Consider the following 16,170-nt stretch of genomic DNA (forward strand, 5'->3'; position numbering starts at 1 on the left):
AGAGGGGGCAGAGGGGGCAGGCCATTACCTCGCCAACACGCCCCGGATCGTATCCGCCAGGTCCTTCGCCAGGAACTTCGACACATAAGCGTCGGCCCCCACCTTGCGCACGTGGTCCTCACTGGCTGTTCCGGACAGCGAGGAGTGGATCACCACCGGGATCGACTTGAAGCGCGCATCCGCCTTGATCTTTCGGGTTAGCGTGAAGCCGTCCATCTCGGGCATTTCCAGGTCGGTCAGCACCAGCGCGATCTCGTCCTGCACGGTGCGGCCGTTGGCGGCAGCGTGATCAGCGATCTCACTCAGTTGCTGCCAGGCTTCCTGGCCGGTCTTGGTCATCAGCACCGGCACACCCATGGCCTTGAGGCCTTGCTCGATCAGGCTGCGGGCAAAAGCGGAATCGTCGGCGGCCAGGATCCTGGTGCCCGGGGGCAACTTCAGTTGCGGCCCGACCGTCTTGGGGTCCACGTCCGGCTGGCGGGTCGGCAGCACGTCGCGCAGGATCTGCTCCACGTCCAGCACCTGAACCAGGCGCGGGTTCGCGGGATCGGCCTCGTTATGGAGCTTGGCAATGCTGGTCACCATGTCGCCCCTGACACTGGTCTCGGCCGAGACCACCTGGTTCCACTCCAGGCGCACGATTTCTTCCACGGCTTCCACGGCAAAGCCCTGCGTGGAGCGCGCATATTCGGTCACCAGCAGGATGTTGAGGCCGGTGCGCGGCGTGCATCCCACCATCTTGGGCAGGTCGATCACCGGAATCACCTGGCCGCGAATATCGGCCATGCCAAGCATGGCCGGGCCGCCGCCGACCACCGTAGTGACCTGGGGCATGACCAGGATTTCGCGGACCTTGAAGACATTGATGCCGAACATTTCGCTCTGCGCGGACTGGTCCGACTCGCCCAGGCGGAACAACAGCAACTCGAACTGGTTGTTGTTGGTCAGGTTGGTCCGTTCGTCGATGTCTCTCATCGAGCTGCTCATACGCTTCCTTTGTCCCGCCTGGCGCGGGCTCGCCGCGCGGTGTTAATCGATTTCCCCCGGGCCCGGCAGCGCTGCGTGGCTCCAGCGGCGCTTGGCGCTGGAGCGGCGCGGTGCAATGACGGGCCACTGCTCCGGCTAACGGCCATTCCCCGGGGAAATTTAGTGGCAAAACGGCAAAGGACGGGCGATTCGGCGCCGCACCCCACTAAAGTGCGCAATGAGACAGGCCGGCGGTGCAGCGCGCCCAGGGGACCAGGCCTGCTCAGGTCAGGTCAGCTTGTGCCAGCTACGGCCATCGCGCGCCAGCAGCCCATCGGCGCCCCGGGGCCCGTCGCTGCCCGCCCTGTAGCCCTCCACCTTGGCGCCCTGCACCCCCTCGCCGGCTTCGCGCCAGGCATCCAGGAAGGGCTGCACCGCGCGCCAGCCGTTCTCGATATTGTCGGCACGCTGGAACAGCGTCTGGTCGCCCATCAGGCAGTCGTAGAGCAACGTCTCGTAGCCGGTGGATGGCCGCATCTGGAAGAAGCTGGCATAGGCGAAGCCCATCTGCACATTGTCGATCTCCACCGCCGGGCCGGGGCGCTTGGCCTGGAAATCGAACCACATGCCCTCGTCGGGCTGGATCTGGATGATCAGGTAGTTAGGCTTGAGCCGGTCCACCTGGGTATCGCGGAACAGCGACGATGGCGCCGGCTTGAAGCAGATCGCGATCTCGGTGTCGCGCACGCCCATGCGCTTGCCGGTGCGCAGGTAGAACGGCACGCCGTCCCAGCGCCAGTTGTCCACCATCACCTTGATGGCGACATAGGTCTCGGTACGGCTCGCGCGCGCCACGTTGGGCTCGCTGCGATAGCCGGGCACCGTCTGCCCGGCCAGCGTGCCGGCCCGGTACTGCCCGCGCACGGAATTGGCCAGCGCTTGCTTGCGCGTCTGCGGCCGGATCGCGCCAATGACCTTGGCCTTCTCCGCGCGCACGGCATCGGCGCCGAACGCGGCCGGCGGCTCCATGGCCACCAGCGCCAGCAGTTGGAACAGGTGGTTGGGCACCATGTCGCGCAGCGCGCCGGTGCGCTCGTAGAAATCACCGCGCTGCTCCACGCCCACCGTCTCCGCGGCGGTGATCTGCACGTGGTCCACGTAATGGTTGTTCCAGAACGCCTCGAACAGGCCATTGGCAAAGCGGCTGACCAGGATGTTCTGCACCGTCTCCTTGCCGAGGAAGTGGTCGATGCGGTAGACCTGTTGCTCGCGCATGGCGCGCAGCACGCGCGCGTTGAGCGCCTGTGCCGATTTGAGGTCGGCGCCGAAAGGCTTCTCGATCACCACGCGGCGAAACGCGCCCGGCGTTTCATTCAGCAGGCCGGCCGCGGCAAGGCGGTCGACCACCTCGCCAAAGAAGCGCGGCGAGGTGGCGAGATAGAACACCGCATTGCTGGTGCCGGAGGCCTTGATGCGGGCTGCGATCGCGGCGTAGGTCTGCTCATCGAGAAAATCGCCCTGCATATAGGCGATGCGCCGCGCCAGGGAGCGCCAGATCTTCGGATCGAACGTCTTGGCCTTGGGTTTTCCCTTGCCACCTGCCGCCCCGCCCTCGCTGCCCGGGCGGGCTCGCGCGCGGATGCCCTGCGCGAGCCGCTCGCGAAACGCAGCGTCGGTCATCGGGTTGTGATCGACGCCGACCAGAGCAAGGCCGTCGCCCAGCAAGCCGTCGCGCCGCAGGTTGTATAGCGCGGGCACCAGCAGCCGCCGCGCCAGGTCGCCATGCGCGCCGAACAGGAACACCGAGGCAGGCGGCGGCTTGGCGATCGCGGCCATGGCGGCCGTGGCGCCCGTGGCGGCCCGGCCCTGGCGGGCCGCCATTACCTGGGCTCCCCGCCGCCGTGCTCTTCCACATGCCCGCCAAAGCCAAAGCGCATGGCCGAGAGCAGCCGCTCGCCATAGGTATGGTCCTGCCGCGAGCGAAACCGCGCAAACAATGCGCTGGCCAGCACCGGCACCGGCACTGCCTGCTCGACAGCCGCGTCGATCGTCCAGCGCCCCTCCCCGCTGTCAGCGACTTCCCCGGAGAAGCGCGAGAGCTTGACGTCGCTGGCAAGCGCCTGCGCGGTGAGATCGAGCAGCCACGAGGACACCACGCTGCCGCGCCGCCACACCTCGGCAACGTCGGCCAGGTCGAGCTGGAAGCGCTCGGCCTCCGGCAGGCTTTCCGAGGCCTTGGTCTTGAGGATATCGAAGCCCTCGGCATAGGCCTGCATCAGGCCATACTCGATGCCGTTGTGGACCATCTTCACAAAGTGGCCCGCGCCCGCCGGCCCGGCGTGGATGTAGCCGCGCTCGGCACGGTCGTGCGCCGGGTTGCGCCCCGGCGTGCGCGGGATGTCGCCATAGCCCGGCGCAAGCGTATCGAACAGCGGATCGAGCCGGCTGACGACCTCCTCCTTGCCGCCGATCATCAGGCAATAGCCACGCTCCAGGCCCCAGACTCCGCCCGAGGTGCCCACGTCCACATAGTGCAGCTGGCGCGCCGCCAGTTCGCCAGCGCGCCGGATATCGTCCTTGTAGAAAGTGTTGCCGCCGTCGATGATGACGTCGCCGGGCTCGAGCAGGTCCGCCAGCGCGGCAATCATCTGCTCGGTAGCGTCGCCTGCCGGCAACATGACCCAGATCGCGCGCGGGGCGGCCAGTTCGCCAACCAGCGCCTCGATGCTGGTGACGCCGACGGCACCGTCCGCCGCCAGGGCCTGCACCTTGTCGGCGCTGCGGTTGTACACCACCACCTCGTGCCGCGCGCGCAGCAGCCGCCTTGCGATGTTCGCGCCCATGCGCCCGAGCCCTATGATTCCGAGTTGCATATCCGGTCCTCTCACTGAGTCATTGGTGAAGAAACTGGTGACGACATTGGTGACGACACTGGTAGCGACGTTGATGGCGAAACCTGCTGCCGCCACGAGGCATTGTCTACCTCTCCAAGCGCACTTGCACAGGCATCGCCGCCCCGGTGAACATGCCACTTAGCGCACTTCAGCTCAGCGTGGCTCGCGTTCGAGCGCACACGGGATACAAAACTCCGCAAGCCCGATTTACACCAACTAAACAGACGCTTAAAATTGCCGGGCCAGCAGCGGCGGACTTGCATACGACCGGGCGGCTCCGATTTCACCGGCCAGCTTCTGGGGACACAGGCCGGCTAACCGCCCCCTAGCGCCCCCTAGCCATGTCCCAGTTCTTGCCGCCAGTCCAACGCCTGCGCCCCGCCGTATCGATCCCTCGCATCGAGTAGCGCCAGCATCACACCTTCGCTATCCGTTTCGCACCCGCCCCAAGACCGCACTGTCCCGCGCGCCCCAAGCATGGCGCGCCACGGTTCGTCGTCCGGGCCCAGCGCCTCACCGCCAAGACACTCGCCATCGCATCGCCATGTCCGCAAACAGCACGACCCTCGCCGCCCCGGAATCCGGGGAACACCAGCAAGGCAGCATCAACCGGCGCATCGCCGCCATCGTCTTCTTCAATTTCATTGCCTACCTGACGGTCGGCCTGCCGCTGGCGGTGGTGCCCGGCTTCGTCCACGGCGATCTCGGCTTTGGCACGGTCGTGGCCGGGCTGGCGGTCAGCATCCAGTACCTGGCCACACTGCTGAGCCGCGCTTACGCCGGCAACCTGTGCGACCTGCAAGGCCCCAAGAAATTGGCGACGTGGGCGCCCGCCATACCGGCAAGGTGATCTCGTGGAATGGCATGACCACCTACGGCGCACTGGCGCTGGGCGCGCCGGTCGGCGTGCTGCTGGACGCGCGCTGGGGCTTTGCCGCGCTGGGCATCGTCGCCACCGCCATGGCCCTGGCCGCGTTCGCGCTGGCGCGGCGCAAGGCGGCCGTGCCCACGGTCAAGGGCGCGCGCATGCCGTTTCGCACTGTGTTCCGCCACATGACGCCGTTCGGGCTGTGCCTGGCGCTGGGCTCGGTGGGCTTTGGCGCCATCACGGCCTTTGTCACGCTGTACTACGCCAGCCACGGCTGGAATCACGCCGCGCTGGCGCTGACCAGCCTGGGCGTGAGCTTTGTGATGGCGCGCCTGCTGCTGGCCGAGAGCATCGGCCGCTTTGGCGGCTACCGGGTCGCACTGTGCTCGTTTGCCGTGGAAGCTGCCGGCCTGGCCTTGATCTGGCTGGCGGCCACGCCCGCGCAAGCCCTGATCGGCGCCGCCGTCACCGGCTTTGGCTTTGCCCTGGTGTTTCCCTCGCTGGGCATGGAGGCGGTCAAGCTGGTGCCCCAAAGCAATCGCGGCTCGGCGCTTGGCGCCTATGCGCTGTTCCTGGACCTGGCGCTGGGGCTGACCGGCCCGGTGGCCGGCGTGATCGCCAGCCATGCGGGCTATGGCTCGGTGTTCCTGTTTTCGGCCGTGGCGGCGCTAGGCGGACTAGGCCTGAGCCAGGTGCTGGCGGCGCGGTCGCGGCGGACTGCCGTGTCGGCGCCGACACACTGACTATCGCAACACGCCAATCTCGCGGCACGCCAGGCGAGGCCGCGAGGCATTCCGAGGCGATGAATTGATTCGGAAATTTCCTAATCTATTTTCAGACAAATCCGATTGATATTCTGGCAATTAACGTTAATCCAGCCTTCAAAGTCGATTAATCGCAGGCATCAGCCGTTTTGTGCTTGACCCATTCAACTTACCCCGCTACAGTACGCGGGTTCTTAATTCCAGGGCTACCCAGTGAGCACTTGTTCCGACGACAGTAGTCGATCCAGGATCGGCACCTCCGCCTGACGGGCCACGGTATCCCTAGCGACCGTGCCCCGCTTGCGGCACGGTGCTTCGAGGCCAGACGTCCTGTCCCGCCTCTCTTCTTGAATACGGCTTCATTCTTCTGATCGCGCCTGCGTTGCAGCACGCCGCTGCCTGCGCTTGCCCGCGATTTGCACAAGGCTCACCGGTGCTTCCTGCTCAATACAGGAGTTCTCATGGTGTGGCACGAATTTGCCCTGCGCTTGCTCGAAGCGCTAGCGCTGGGCGCCTGCATCGGTACCGAGCGGCAGCTGCGCCAGCGCATGGCGGGGCTGCGCACCAACGCGCTGGTCGCCGCTGGCGCGGCCTTGTTTGTTTCGGTTTCCGCCTTTACGTTTGATCCGCAGGGGCATGCGCGCATTGCCGCGCAGGTCGTCTCGGGCATCGGCTTTCTCGGCGCCGGCGTGATCATGCGCGACGGCCTGAACGTGCGCGGCCTGAATACCGCTGCCACGCTGTGGTGCTCCGCCGCCGTCGGCGTGCTCGCCGGCCTTGGCCATGCGCTGGAAGCCGCGATCGGCACCGCCTGCATCCTGTGCGCCAACTTTGGCCTGCGCATGCTGGGCCAGCGCATCAATCGCAACGGCACGGCCACCGCGCCGGAAGTCGAGATGGTCTATCGCATCACCACGGTATGCACGGCCCAGGAAGAAATCCGCGTGCGCGGCTTGCTGCTGCATGCACTGACCGAAATGCCCGCCCTGCTGCTGCAGTCGCTGCACAGCGAGGATACCGCCGGCGGCGGACACATAGAAGTCCGCGCCGACGTGCTGGCCGCGCCCGGCCATGAAGGCAAGCTCGAGCAGATCGTCAGCCGCATCAGCATGGAGAAGAGCGTTTCCCTCGTGCGCTGGGCCATTCCGGCCAGCGCGCTCGAATAACCCCAAGGAGAAAGAAAGGAGCTGGATATGCGTTTGTTCAACTGGATGCTCCCCCAGGCCCCCAACCGCCGCGCCGCCCAGGCGGGCCGCGGCACTGCCGCCCAGCTGTTCCAGGTGGTGCTGCTCTGCAAGGACGACTATGGCGCCCGGCTCGAGCAGCAGATTCGCCATGAGCTGGCCGCCCACGATTTCTCGCTGCAACGCTTGCGCACACGCCAGTGCGAGCGCCGCGAGCTGGTCGAGATGCGCGTGCTGGTGCATTGCCAGCCGGGCGGCAGGCCCGGCATGGTCAAGCTGGTGCAGCGCCTTGGCCTGGAGCCGCTGGTTCGCGCCGTGCGCTGGGAAACCGTGCCGCAGCCCGAGCGTGCGTTAGCGGCGGCCTGAGAGCAAGACCGGCCCACCAGAATCCACCCCGATTGCCTGAGGAAAGACATGGACCCCGACCCTTCCAGTAGGCAGCGCCGAAGGCACGGCGTGTTCCCGTTGGCCTGATTCCGCTTCCAGCACCCTGCCGGAGCCGCGGCGCCAGCCACCTGGACCCGCCTGGCTCCCATTGCGTTTCGCGGCATCCCGGCCGCGTGTGCGCCGGAACCGCCCCGCCTTCCGCGCCGCCGCCCTCCCGTTAGCAACGCGGGCGTTTCGCCCATCACCGGTTACCTGCGTGGACTTGCCACCTCGCAGCGCCGGGGATGCGTCACGCCTGTCGATTCCTGTCGTCCGTGGATCCTGCCTTGCGCTTTGCGCTTCCATCGACGACGCACCGGCAACAAGCGGTGCCCCCGCCCTGGCTAGCGCCACGGAAAAGCGCACCGACCGAGGAGAAAGACCAATGCATACGCCCGCCACCCGCCAACACTTGCCGCTGCACCGGCCGCCAGGCCTTGTGCTCGCCGCCATTTGCACAGCATGCATCGTGCTGGCCGGCTGCGATGGCGCCAGCCTGCCTGGCGCCATCGCCAACACACCCGCGCACAGCACCGAACCGGTTCGCGAGGGCAACTTCATCACGGTGCCCGAGGCATCGCCGCTGCGTACCCAGCTGCAGGTTCAGACCATTGTCGAGCAAGCGCTGGAGCGCCCCATCGAGGTCCCGGGGACGATCGAGCCCGATGCCGCCAAGCTGGTCAAGATCGTGCCGCCGATGCCCGGGCGCATCGTCCGCCTGCACGCCGCGCTGGGCGATGTCGTGCGCAAGGGCGATCCGCTCCTCACGCTGGATTCCGCCGAGCTGAGCGCGGCGCAGGGCGAGGCCAGCAAGGCCCGCGCGGCGCTGCTTGACGCGAGGCTGAACCTGGACCGCCAACGCGCATTGTTCGAGGCCGAGATCGCGGCCCGCAAGGACTACGAACAAGCCCAGCTGGCCTACGCGCAAGCTAGCAGCGACGCCGAAACCACGGCTGCCCGGCTCGCGCAGCTTGGCGCCGGGAGCGCCCCGCAGTCGCACCGCCAGTACACCATGCACGCGCCGCTGGCCGGCCGGGTGATCGAGCTCGAAGGCGCGCAGGGCGGCTTCTGGAACGACAACGGCGCGCCGGTCATGACGGTGGCCGACCTGTCCACGGTCTACCTCGCGGCCAGCGTGTCGGAGAAAGACATCGCCTCGATCTTCGTCGGCCAGCCCGCCGAGATCCTGCTCAACGCCTACCCCGGCAAGCCCGTGACCGGCAAGGTCCGCTACATCGGCGAGATCCTCGACCCCGACACCCGCACCGTCAAGGTCCGCGTGGCCATCGACAACACGGATGGACGCTATCGCCCGGGCCTCTTTGCCAAGGTGATCTTCGCGGGAGAAAAGCACGCGGCGCTGCTGGTGCCGCCCACGGCGCTGCTGCAAAGCGGGCTCTACACGCGCGTGCTGGTAGAGAAGGCGCCGCTGCGCTTCGAGCCGCGCGTGGTCACCACGGGCGCGCATGCCGACGGACAGGTCGAGATCCTCGCCGGGCTCAAGGCCGGCGAACGCATCGTCGTAAAAAACGGAGTGCTGCTACATGATTGACCGCCTCGTCACCCTATGCTTTAACCGGCGCGCCATCATCTGGCTGGTCTTTGGGCTGGTGGCGCTGTACGGCGCCTACAGCTGGAAGCAACTGCCCATCGAAGCCTATCCGGACATTGCCGACGTGACTTCGCAGATCGTGACCCAGGTGCCGGGCCTCGGCGCGGAGGAAATCGAGCAGCAGATCACCATCCCGCTGGAGCGCGCGCTGCTGGCCACACCCGGCATGCACGTGCTGCGCACCCGTAGCCTGTTTGCGCTATCCCTGATCACCGTGGTGTTCGAGGATGGCACGGATGGCTACTGGGCGCGACAGCGCCTGCAGGAACGCCTGAACGAGGTCGACCTGCCCTACGGCGCCAAGCCGGGACTGGACCCGTACACCTCGCCCACAGGCGAGTTCTACCGCTACACGCTGGAGTCCAACACGCGCGACCTGCGCGAGCTCTCCGAGCTGCAGACCTGGACCGTGATCCCGCGCCTGAAGAAGGTCCGCGGCGTGGTCGACGTGACCAATTTCGGCGGGCTCACCACGCAGTTCATGCTGGAACTCGACCCGGCGCGGCTGACGCAGTACAGCCTGACGCTGACGCAGGTCACCGAGGCGCTCAACGCCAACAACGTCAATGCGGGCGGCAGCGTCATCGACCGCGGCGAACAATCGTACGTGGTGCGTGGCGTGGGCCTGCTGCGCTCGCTCGATGACATGGGCAACGTGGTGGTCACGAGCAAGGACGGCACCCCCGTGCTGGTCAAGGATCTCGGCACGCTGCGCTACGGCAACGTGGAGCGGCGCGGCATCCTGGGCAAGGACGACAACCCCGACACGATCTCCGGCATCACGCTGCTGCTCAAGGATTTCAACGCATCGGAAGCGCTTGAGGGCGTGCACGAGGCAGTGCGGGATCTCAACGACAACCTGCTGCCCAAGGATGTGAAGGTAGTCGCCTACCTCGACCGCACCTCGCTGATCGACGCCACCATGCGCACGGTGGGCTTCACGCTGACCGAGGGCATGCTGCTGGTCGGCATCGTGCTCTTGCTGTTCCTGGGCAGCCCGCGCGCGGCGCTCATCGTGGCGCTGACGATTCCGCTATCGCTGCTGATCGCCTTTGTCTTCATGTATCACCTGCGCATTCCGGCCAACCTGCTGAGCCTGGGGGCGATCGACTTCGGCATCCTGGTGGATGGCGCGGTGGTGCTGGTGGAGAACATCCTGCGCCGGCGCGAGCGGGACAAGGACCGCACGCTCACCCCGCGCGACGCCATCGACGCGACCCTGCAGGTGGCACGGCCGATGTTCTTCGGCATGCTGGTGATCGTGGCGGCCTACCTGCCCTTGTTCTCCTTCGAGCGCATCGAGTACAAGCTGTTCTCGCCGATGGCCTTCGCCGTGGGCGCGGCGCTGCTCGGCGCGTTGATCGTGGCGCTGGCGCTGGTGCCGGGGCTGGCCTGGATTGCCATGCGCAAGCCGCGCCGCGTGTTCCACAACCCCGTGCTGGACTGGCTGGGCGTGCGCTACCGCGCGGCGCTGGAACGCGGCATCGGCCGGGTCCGCTGGGTGGCCGCGAGCAGCGCGCTGGCCCTGGCCTGCGTGCTGGCGCTTGGCGCCACCATCGGCCGGGACTTCCTGCCCTACCTGGATGAAGGCTCGCTGTGGCTGCAGGTGCAGATGCCGCCCGGCATCACCCTGGAGCGCGCCTCCAACATGGCCAGCGAGCTGCGCCGGGTGACGCGCGAGTTCCCGGAAGTCTCCTACGTGGTCACCCAGACCGGGCGCAACGATGACGGCACCGACTACTGGACGCCCTCGCATATCGAGGCCAGCGTCGGCCTGCATCCGTACAAGACCTGGGCCTCGGGCATGACCAAGCAGCAGCTGATCGACAAGCTGGCGGCGCGCTACGCGCAGATGCCGGGCTACTCGGTCGGCTTCATGCAGCCGATGATCGACGGGGTCCAGGACAAGCTCTCCGGTGCCCATAGCGACCTGGTGGTCAAGGTGTTCGGCGACGACCTGGGCGACGTGCGCCGCATTGCCGGCGAAGTGGCCACCGCGCTGCGCGGCGTGCCCGGCGCGGCCGATGTGGCGATCGACGTGGAGCCGCCGCTGCCCAACCTGAAGATCGACCTGGACCGCGCCGCCGCCGCGCGCTACGGCATCAACGCGGCCGACGTGGCCGAGCTGATCTCGACCGGCATCGGCGGCGCGCCGGTCGGCCAGCTCTATGTGGGTGAGAAGAGCTACGACATGACCGTGCGTTTTCCGCCGGCCATGCGCGCCAGCACATCTGGCGTGGGCGACCTGATGCTGAGCGCCGCCAACGGCGCCAAGGTGCCGCTGGCGCAAGTCGCGCGCATCACCACCGTGTCCGGCGAAAGCGTGATCGTGCGCGAGATGGCGCGCCGCCACATCATCGTGCGCCTGAACGTGCGCGAGCGCGACCTGTCCGGCTTCCTCAAGGAGGCCCAGCCCGTCATCGAGCGCGCCGTGTCCTATGACCACAAGCGCATCCAGATCGAGTGGGGCGGCCAGTTCGAGAATCTCGAACGCGCACAGGCACGCCTGGCCATCATCCTGCCGATGACGCTCGCGCTGATGTTCGTGCTGCTGTTTGCCGAGTTCCGCAACCTGCGCCAGCCGGCGCTGGTGCTGCTGGCGGTGCCCCTGGCCACCATCGGCGGCCTGGCTGCGCTGCACCTGCGTGGCATGACGCTGAACGTATCCAGCGCGGTGGGTTTCATCGCGCTGTTCGGCGTGGCCGTGCTCAACGGCGTGCTGATGATCGCGCAGATCAACCGGTTGCGCACGCAGGACGGCTTGGCCCTGCGCGTAGCGGTGATCGAAGGCGCGGCTAGCCGCATGCGGCCGGTGCTGATGACCGCCACCGTCGCCGCCATCGGGCTGACGCCCGCGATGCTGGCGGTCGGGTTAGGCAGCGATGTGCAGCGCCCGCTGGCCACCGTGGTGGTGGGTGGCCTCTTTACCGCCACCTTGCTGACCCTGCTGTTGCTGCCCGCCCTTTACTACCTGGTCGAAGCCCGCGCCGAGCGCGCGGCGCAAGGTACCAGGGAATCGGAAATCGATGCCGAAGGCACCGCACCGGCGACCAGCACCGGCGGCCAGGCCTGAGGAGGATCCCATGCAAATCAAAGACAAGAACTTGCAGGCCGCACCCGCGCTGCGCCACCTCGTCCTGGCTGCGTCGCTGCTGGCGGCATCCGCGTCCTGGGCGCAGGACACACCCGCCACCACCGCGGCCACGGCGCGCGCCCCGGTCCGCTTCTCCTCCTATCTCGACACCGTGGAGCGCCAGAACATCGGCCTGTCCGCGCAGCGGGAAACCATTCGCGGGGCCGAGGCCGAGATCTCGATCGCCGGGGTGCGCCCGGACCCGGTGCTCAAATACGGCCGTGGCAACATCGAGACCAGCCGCGCGGTGTCGTCCAAGCCGCCGCGCACCCATGAGTTCGAGATCGAGATCCCCATCGAACTGGGCGGCAAGCGCAACGCGCGCATCCGGGCCGCCCAGAGCAACCTGCGCCTGACCGAGGCCAACCTGCAGGGCTTCAAACACACGCTGTACCAGGAATCCGCCACCGCCTTTGTCGAAGCCTGCCGCAGCCGCGAGGCCCTGGTCCGGCAGGAGTCGACGCTATCCGCCCTGTCCAACGTGGTGCGCGCCAACGAGATCCGCCGCAAGGCGGGCGACATCGGCGGCCTGGAGCTGTCGCAGTCGCGGGTCGAGCGCGACCGCTTCACCGCCGAGGTGAAATCGGCGCGCGCCGCCGCGCAGGCCGCCATGCAAAAGCTGTCCATCCAGCTTGGCGTGCGCGTGGCCGAGGCCTTCGGCAACGCGCCACTGGCTTGCGAGTTCCAGCCCTACGATCCTGGCACCGATGGCGGCGCGCAGGTCGCCCAGGCGATGGAGGCGCGCGACGAGGTGCGCATCGCGCGCGCCACACTGGAGAATGCCCGCGACAAATCGGGACTGGCGCGCGCCAACCGCTGGGTGGATCCCACCGTGAGCTTCGCCATGACCATGACCCCCGGCGTGCGCGGCACCCTGGACGATGAAGGCCAGCCCGGCGGCGACGGCACGGCGCGCTCGCGCATGCTGGGCGTGTCGGTGTCGATTCCCCTGCCCTTGTCGCGGCTGCAGCGCGGCGAACTGATCCAGGCGGAGTCGGAGGTCACGCAGGCCATGCTGGTCCTGCGCGAGGCGGAGCTGAAAACCGAGATCGATGTGCGCAACGCGCTCACCGCGTTCCAGGCCGCGCAGGACAACCTGCAACGGTACCGCGACTCGGTGATCGCCGACGCCGACCGGGTGCTGGACGGCATGCGCCAGTCGTACCGCCGGGGCGCTGCCTCCCTGCTGGAACTGCTCGATGCGCAACGCACCGCGGACGAGACCTACCTCGACTACCTCCAGGCCCAGGCGGACCTGGCGAACGCCACGGTGGAACTGCAACTTTCCACCGGCTTGCGGCCCGCGCTCTGAAGGGCCGTTGCGCCCGGCTACGGCCGGGTGCGCCAAACGCTTCGATTGCCACTAATTAACGGAGACCCGCCATGAAAGCAGTCAACCTGGCGCCACCGGTCCAGCGGTGGCGCCTGTATCGCCTGAGCGTGATCGCGCGGCTGGACGACGTGCCCGACGTGCGCCTGGCCCTGCGCTGCGCCGCCAGCGACTGTGGCCAGTATCCGGTCAACGAGCGGCAGTTGCCGCTAGGCCTGCCGCCGATCAAGTGCATGCTGAGCTTCGATATCCGGATGCAGCAGATGCGCGCCGGGCAGCTCCTGGTCGCGCTGGAACGCGCCCTCCTGTCCGTGCCCATCGTCCTGCTGCGCCTGGAGGTCATGGGCGACCATGCCGAGGCGGCGCGCGCCGGACGCGTGGCACTGGTGCCTTCACCGGCTGGCGGCGCCGGGTAACGCCCTGCCCAACCCGCGCGGGGGCCCGGCGCGATTGACCGAACTCCGGCGCAAAGCTACGATTGGCGCGGCGGAACCCTCCTCTCGCATCCTTGCGCCAAGCCCCAGGCCAGCTCATGGCAATACCCCGCGCGCCGGCCAGCCCCAGCTCGCGGCCGCTCCGTATCCGGCGCTGCCGTCTAGCCCCCTCCCGCACCCGTTCGATGTCAACCCGGGCGAGCGGGGCCCCGTTACCGGATCAGACCTTGATGTCGATGCTCTGGCCAAGGTGAGGGGGATTGCTGGCCGGGACGCTGACTTGCGGCATCGAGTCCAGCAGGGTTGCCACGCTCTGAGCCTGCAGGTCTAGCGACTTGCGCAGCATCATGGTGGGCACCGGATCGCCGCCCGAGTTGCTAGCCGCACTGACGAGGGAAATATCCATTGAATGACCTTCCAGGTTGAAATCGAAGTTGAGGGTGAAGCTACGATTGGCGTTGAAACCAGCGGGAAGGCGCACCTCCCAGCATCCATGTTGTCGGCAACCAACCCGGAAGCTTTAGGGCGGCGACCAGAATAGCGTGCCACCCGCTTGGCATCCGGAACGTTTATGATTAGCAGCCCGGCCGGTTTGGCCGGGAAAGACCAGACAGCCAGCACCTTCGGGGTGGCGGCTGAATCCGGCGAAACCAGTCACCAGAATGAACATCATGGGTCGGGCGCAAAAGATTGCGGGAAACATCGCTATTTCGTGTTTGGCTTTTGGCATCTCAATGGATTGCCTGGCGCTGGATTCGGCGGAGCTCTATGAACGGGAATCGCCCAGCATCTGGGTGGTGTCCGTCTTTGACGCGCAAGGCACGCGGTTCGGCCTGGGCAGCTCGGTGGTGATCGGGCCGGAGGAACTGGTCACCAACTGCCACGTGCTCAAGAGCGGCAAGTCCATCAGCATCCGGCGCGAGAAGATCACGTACGGCGCCAGCCTGGTGCACGCCGATGTCGAGCGCGACCTTTGCATCCTGCGCGCCAGGGGCCTCACCGCCCCGGCCGTGAAGATCGCGCCACTGTCCGCGCTCAAGGTGGGGCAGAAGGTTTACGCCATCGGCGCGCCGCGCGGCTACGAGCTGACACTGAGCGATGGCCTGCTCTCCTCGCTGAACAAGGACGAGCGCGACCGCATCGTCCGGCTCCAGACCACCGCCCCGATCTCCCCCGGCTCCAGCGGTGGTGGCCTGTTCAATACGGACGGGCAACTCGTCGGCATTACCTACCTGATGCGGACCGACGCGCAGAACATCAATTTTGCCATTCCCGCGCAATGGATCAGCGAGGTGCCGGCGCGCTCCGCGCTGGCGCTGCAGAAGTTCCGTAGCGAGACGGCATCCGTCGCCCCGCCTGCCATGGCCGTCCCGCCGAGCCAGCCTGGCCAGGGCGCCACGGCTTACGCACCGGCGCAGCCCGCGGCCGCGGCGCAGGGCAGGCAGTTGACCGGGGCCGAGCTGGCCAGCCATTTCACGCATCTGGGCCGGATCAATATCATCGCGCCGTCCGGCGTCACGCTCTGGATGCAGGTCAGGGAAAGCGGCAGCCTGGATGTGACCAACTCAGTGAGCCGTGGCTATTCGCCCGGCCGGTACCGCATCGAGCCGGAAGCCAACCAGGTCTGCCTGGAGATGGCCAACCCAAGCTTCAGCGCAATGCAGACGTGTTATCGGCTGACCGAGGCCGACGGGCGCTTTGTCATGCGCTCCGCTACCAGTCCCTATTACTTTTCCTATACGAAGTAACTTGCGGGCGCCGGCCGGAGCCGTTCGCCTCGCCATCTCTCTCAGGGCACAAGACATGGGAAACCTCTTTCGAATCAGCACCCCGGCCGCGCTGGCCGTGGGGTCGATGCTGCTGGGCGGCTGCGCGCCGACCACCGTCGGCGTGACCAGCCGCGCCAGCGACTACACTGGCAAGCCCACCCGCATGTATGTGCTGGGCACCACCGGCATGGGCTGGAACAGCGACTTTTCCATGGCGTTCTCGGCCAAGTTCCGGGAGGTGACCCGCCAGTGCGGCGTGGAATCGGCGTACGACGAGATCTCGGGGCTGGAACTGGATTCGTCCGCGCTGACCGGCAGGATGCGTACGTTCGGCGCCGATACGGTGCTGACCATCGCCAATGGCGGGGGCGTAGTCAATACGTCCGGCGGCCGCCTGTCGATCAACTATGGCACGACGCTGACGGATGTCAGGCAGAACCGCGCGGTGTGGAAAGGCAAATATACGTTCAGCCGCGGCGGCACCATCATTCCCATCGAGGAGCGCGCGGCCGTCCTGGCGATCGATATCACCAACAGCCTGAAGAAAGACGGTTTCCTGACCGGCTGCGCGCAGATCGCGCTGGGCCAGAACGGCCGGCTCGACCCGGCTGCCGTGCCGCATGCCGCCGCTGGCGGCAGCAACGGCCTGGCTGGCGCAACTGGCAAGAATGGCACGAATGGCGCGCCGCGCCCGGTGCCGCCGCTCGCCGCGCCCGCGAGGCCCACAACCGCAGCGACGTTACGGGATTTGCAAGACCTGCTGCCATCGAAGTGACCGTCGCGGGCTGAA

12 protein-coding genes and 1 pseudogene are annotated in these 16,170 nt (G+C 67.2%); 9 read left to right on the forward strand and 4 right to left on the reverse strand.

From position 1 onward, the window contains the following. Positions 1-24: 24 nt before the first annotated feature. From OR16_RS03255 to gnd, 3 genes are all read right to left on the reverse strand, one after another. Positions 25-987, reverse strand: coding sequence for a chemotaxis protein (locus OR16_RS03255; protein ID WP_006156537.1), 963 nt, complete (start codon positions 985-987; stop codon positions 25-27). Between the two features lie 267 nt (positions 988-1,254). Continuing rightward, entirely contained in the window at positions 1,255-2,847 is a 1,593-nt protein-coding gene (gene zwf / locus OR16_RS03260) for a glucose-6-phosphate dehydrogenase (RefSeq protein WP_006156538.1), read from the reverse strand. Continuing rightward, complete coding sequence (gnd, locus tag OR16_RS03265) at positions 2,847-3,839, reverse strand: phosphogluconate dehydrogenase (NAD(+)-dependent, decarboxylating) (protein ID WP_043418286.1); 993 nt, start codon at positions 3,837-3,839, stop codon at positions 2,847-2,849. Before gnd ends, zwf begins: the two co-directional genes overlap by 1 nt. Before the next feature lie 565 nt (positions 3,840-4,404). Between gnd and OR16_RS03270 the strand changes: the two are divergent. From OR16_RS03270 to OR16_RS03300, 7 genes and pseudogenes are all read left to right on the forward strand, one after another. Then, a pseudogene (locus OR16_RS03270) lies at positions 4,405-5,471 on the forward strand (MFS transporter). 485 nt (positions 5,472-5,956) lie between these two features. Next, positions 5,957-6,658, forward strand: a complete 702-nt coding sequence (locus tag OR16_RS03275) for an MgtC/SapB family protein (protein ID WP_202801069.1) — start codon at positions 5,957-5,959, stop codon at positions 6,656-6,658. Between the two features lie 27 nt (positions 6,659-6,685). After that, positions 6,686-7,042, forward strand: a complete 357-nt coding sequence (locus tag OR16_RS03280) for a hypothetical protein (protein ID WP_006156541.1) — start codon at positions 6,686-6,688, stop codon at positions 7,040-7,042. A 445-nt stretch (positions 7,043-7,487) separates the two neighbouring features. After that, complete coding sequence (locus OR16_RS03285) at positions 7,488-8,654, forward strand: efflux RND transporter periplasmic adaptor subunit (protein ID WP_006156542.1); 1,167 nt, start codon at positions 7,488-7,490, stop codon at positions 8,652-8,654. Continuing rightward, a complete protein-coding gene (locus OR16_RS03290; protein WP_006156543.1) occupies positions 8,647-11,787 on the forward strand; it encodes an efflux RND transporter permease subunit in 3,141 nt (1,046 codons plus the stop codon). Before OR16_RS03285 ends, OR16_RS03290 begins: the two co-directional genes overlap by 8 nt. 10 nt (positions 11,788-11,797) lie before the next feature. After that, a complete protein-coding gene (locus OR16_RS03295; protein WP_006156544.1) occupies positions 11,798-13,159 on the forward strand; it encodes a TolC family protein in 1,362 nt (453 codons plus the stop codon). 71 nt (positions 13,160-13,230) lie between these two features. After that, positions 13,231-13,593 (forward strand): hypothetical protein, encoded by a 363-nt coding sequence (locus OR16_RS03300; protein WP_006156545.1) that lies wholly within the window; start codon positions 13,231-13,233, stop codon positions 13,591-13,593. A 238-nt stretch (positions 13,594-13,831) separates the two neighbouring features. On the opposite strand, the gene OR16_RS03305 is transcribed toward OR16_RS03300, so the two are convergent. Then, positions 13,832-14,017, reverse strand: a complete 186-nt coding sequence (locus OR16_RS03305) for a YjfB family protein (RefSeq protein ID WP_043418293.1) — start codon at positions 14,015-14,017, stop codon at positions 13,832-13,834. A gap of 328 nt (positions 14,018-14,345) precedes the next feature. On the opposite strand from OR16_RS03305, the gene OR16_RS03310 reads away from it, so the two are divergent. Together OR16_RS03310 and OR16_RS03315 are read left to right on the forward strand one after the other, a co-directional pair. Continuing rightward, positions 14,346-15,359: a S1C family serine protease gene (locus OR16_RS03310; protein WP_050982872.1), complete on the forward strand. Its 1,014-nt coding sequence runs from the start codon at positions 14,346-14,348 to the stop codon at positions 15,357-15,359. A gap of 55 nt (positions 15,360-15,414) precedes the next feature. Then, positions 15,415-16,155: a hypothetical protein gene (locus OR16_RS03315; protein WP_006156548.1), complete on the forward strand. Its 741-nt coding sequence runs from the start codon at positions 15,415-15,417 to the stop codon at positions 16,153-16,155. The last annotated feature ends 15 nt before the right edge of the window (positions 16,156-16,170 follow it).

The organism is Cupriavidus basilensis OR16, from assembly GCF_000243095.1.
Classification (GTDB): Bacteria; Pseudomonadota; Gammaproteobacteria; order Burkholderiales; family Burkholderiaceae; genus Cupriavidus; species Cupriavidus basilensis_D.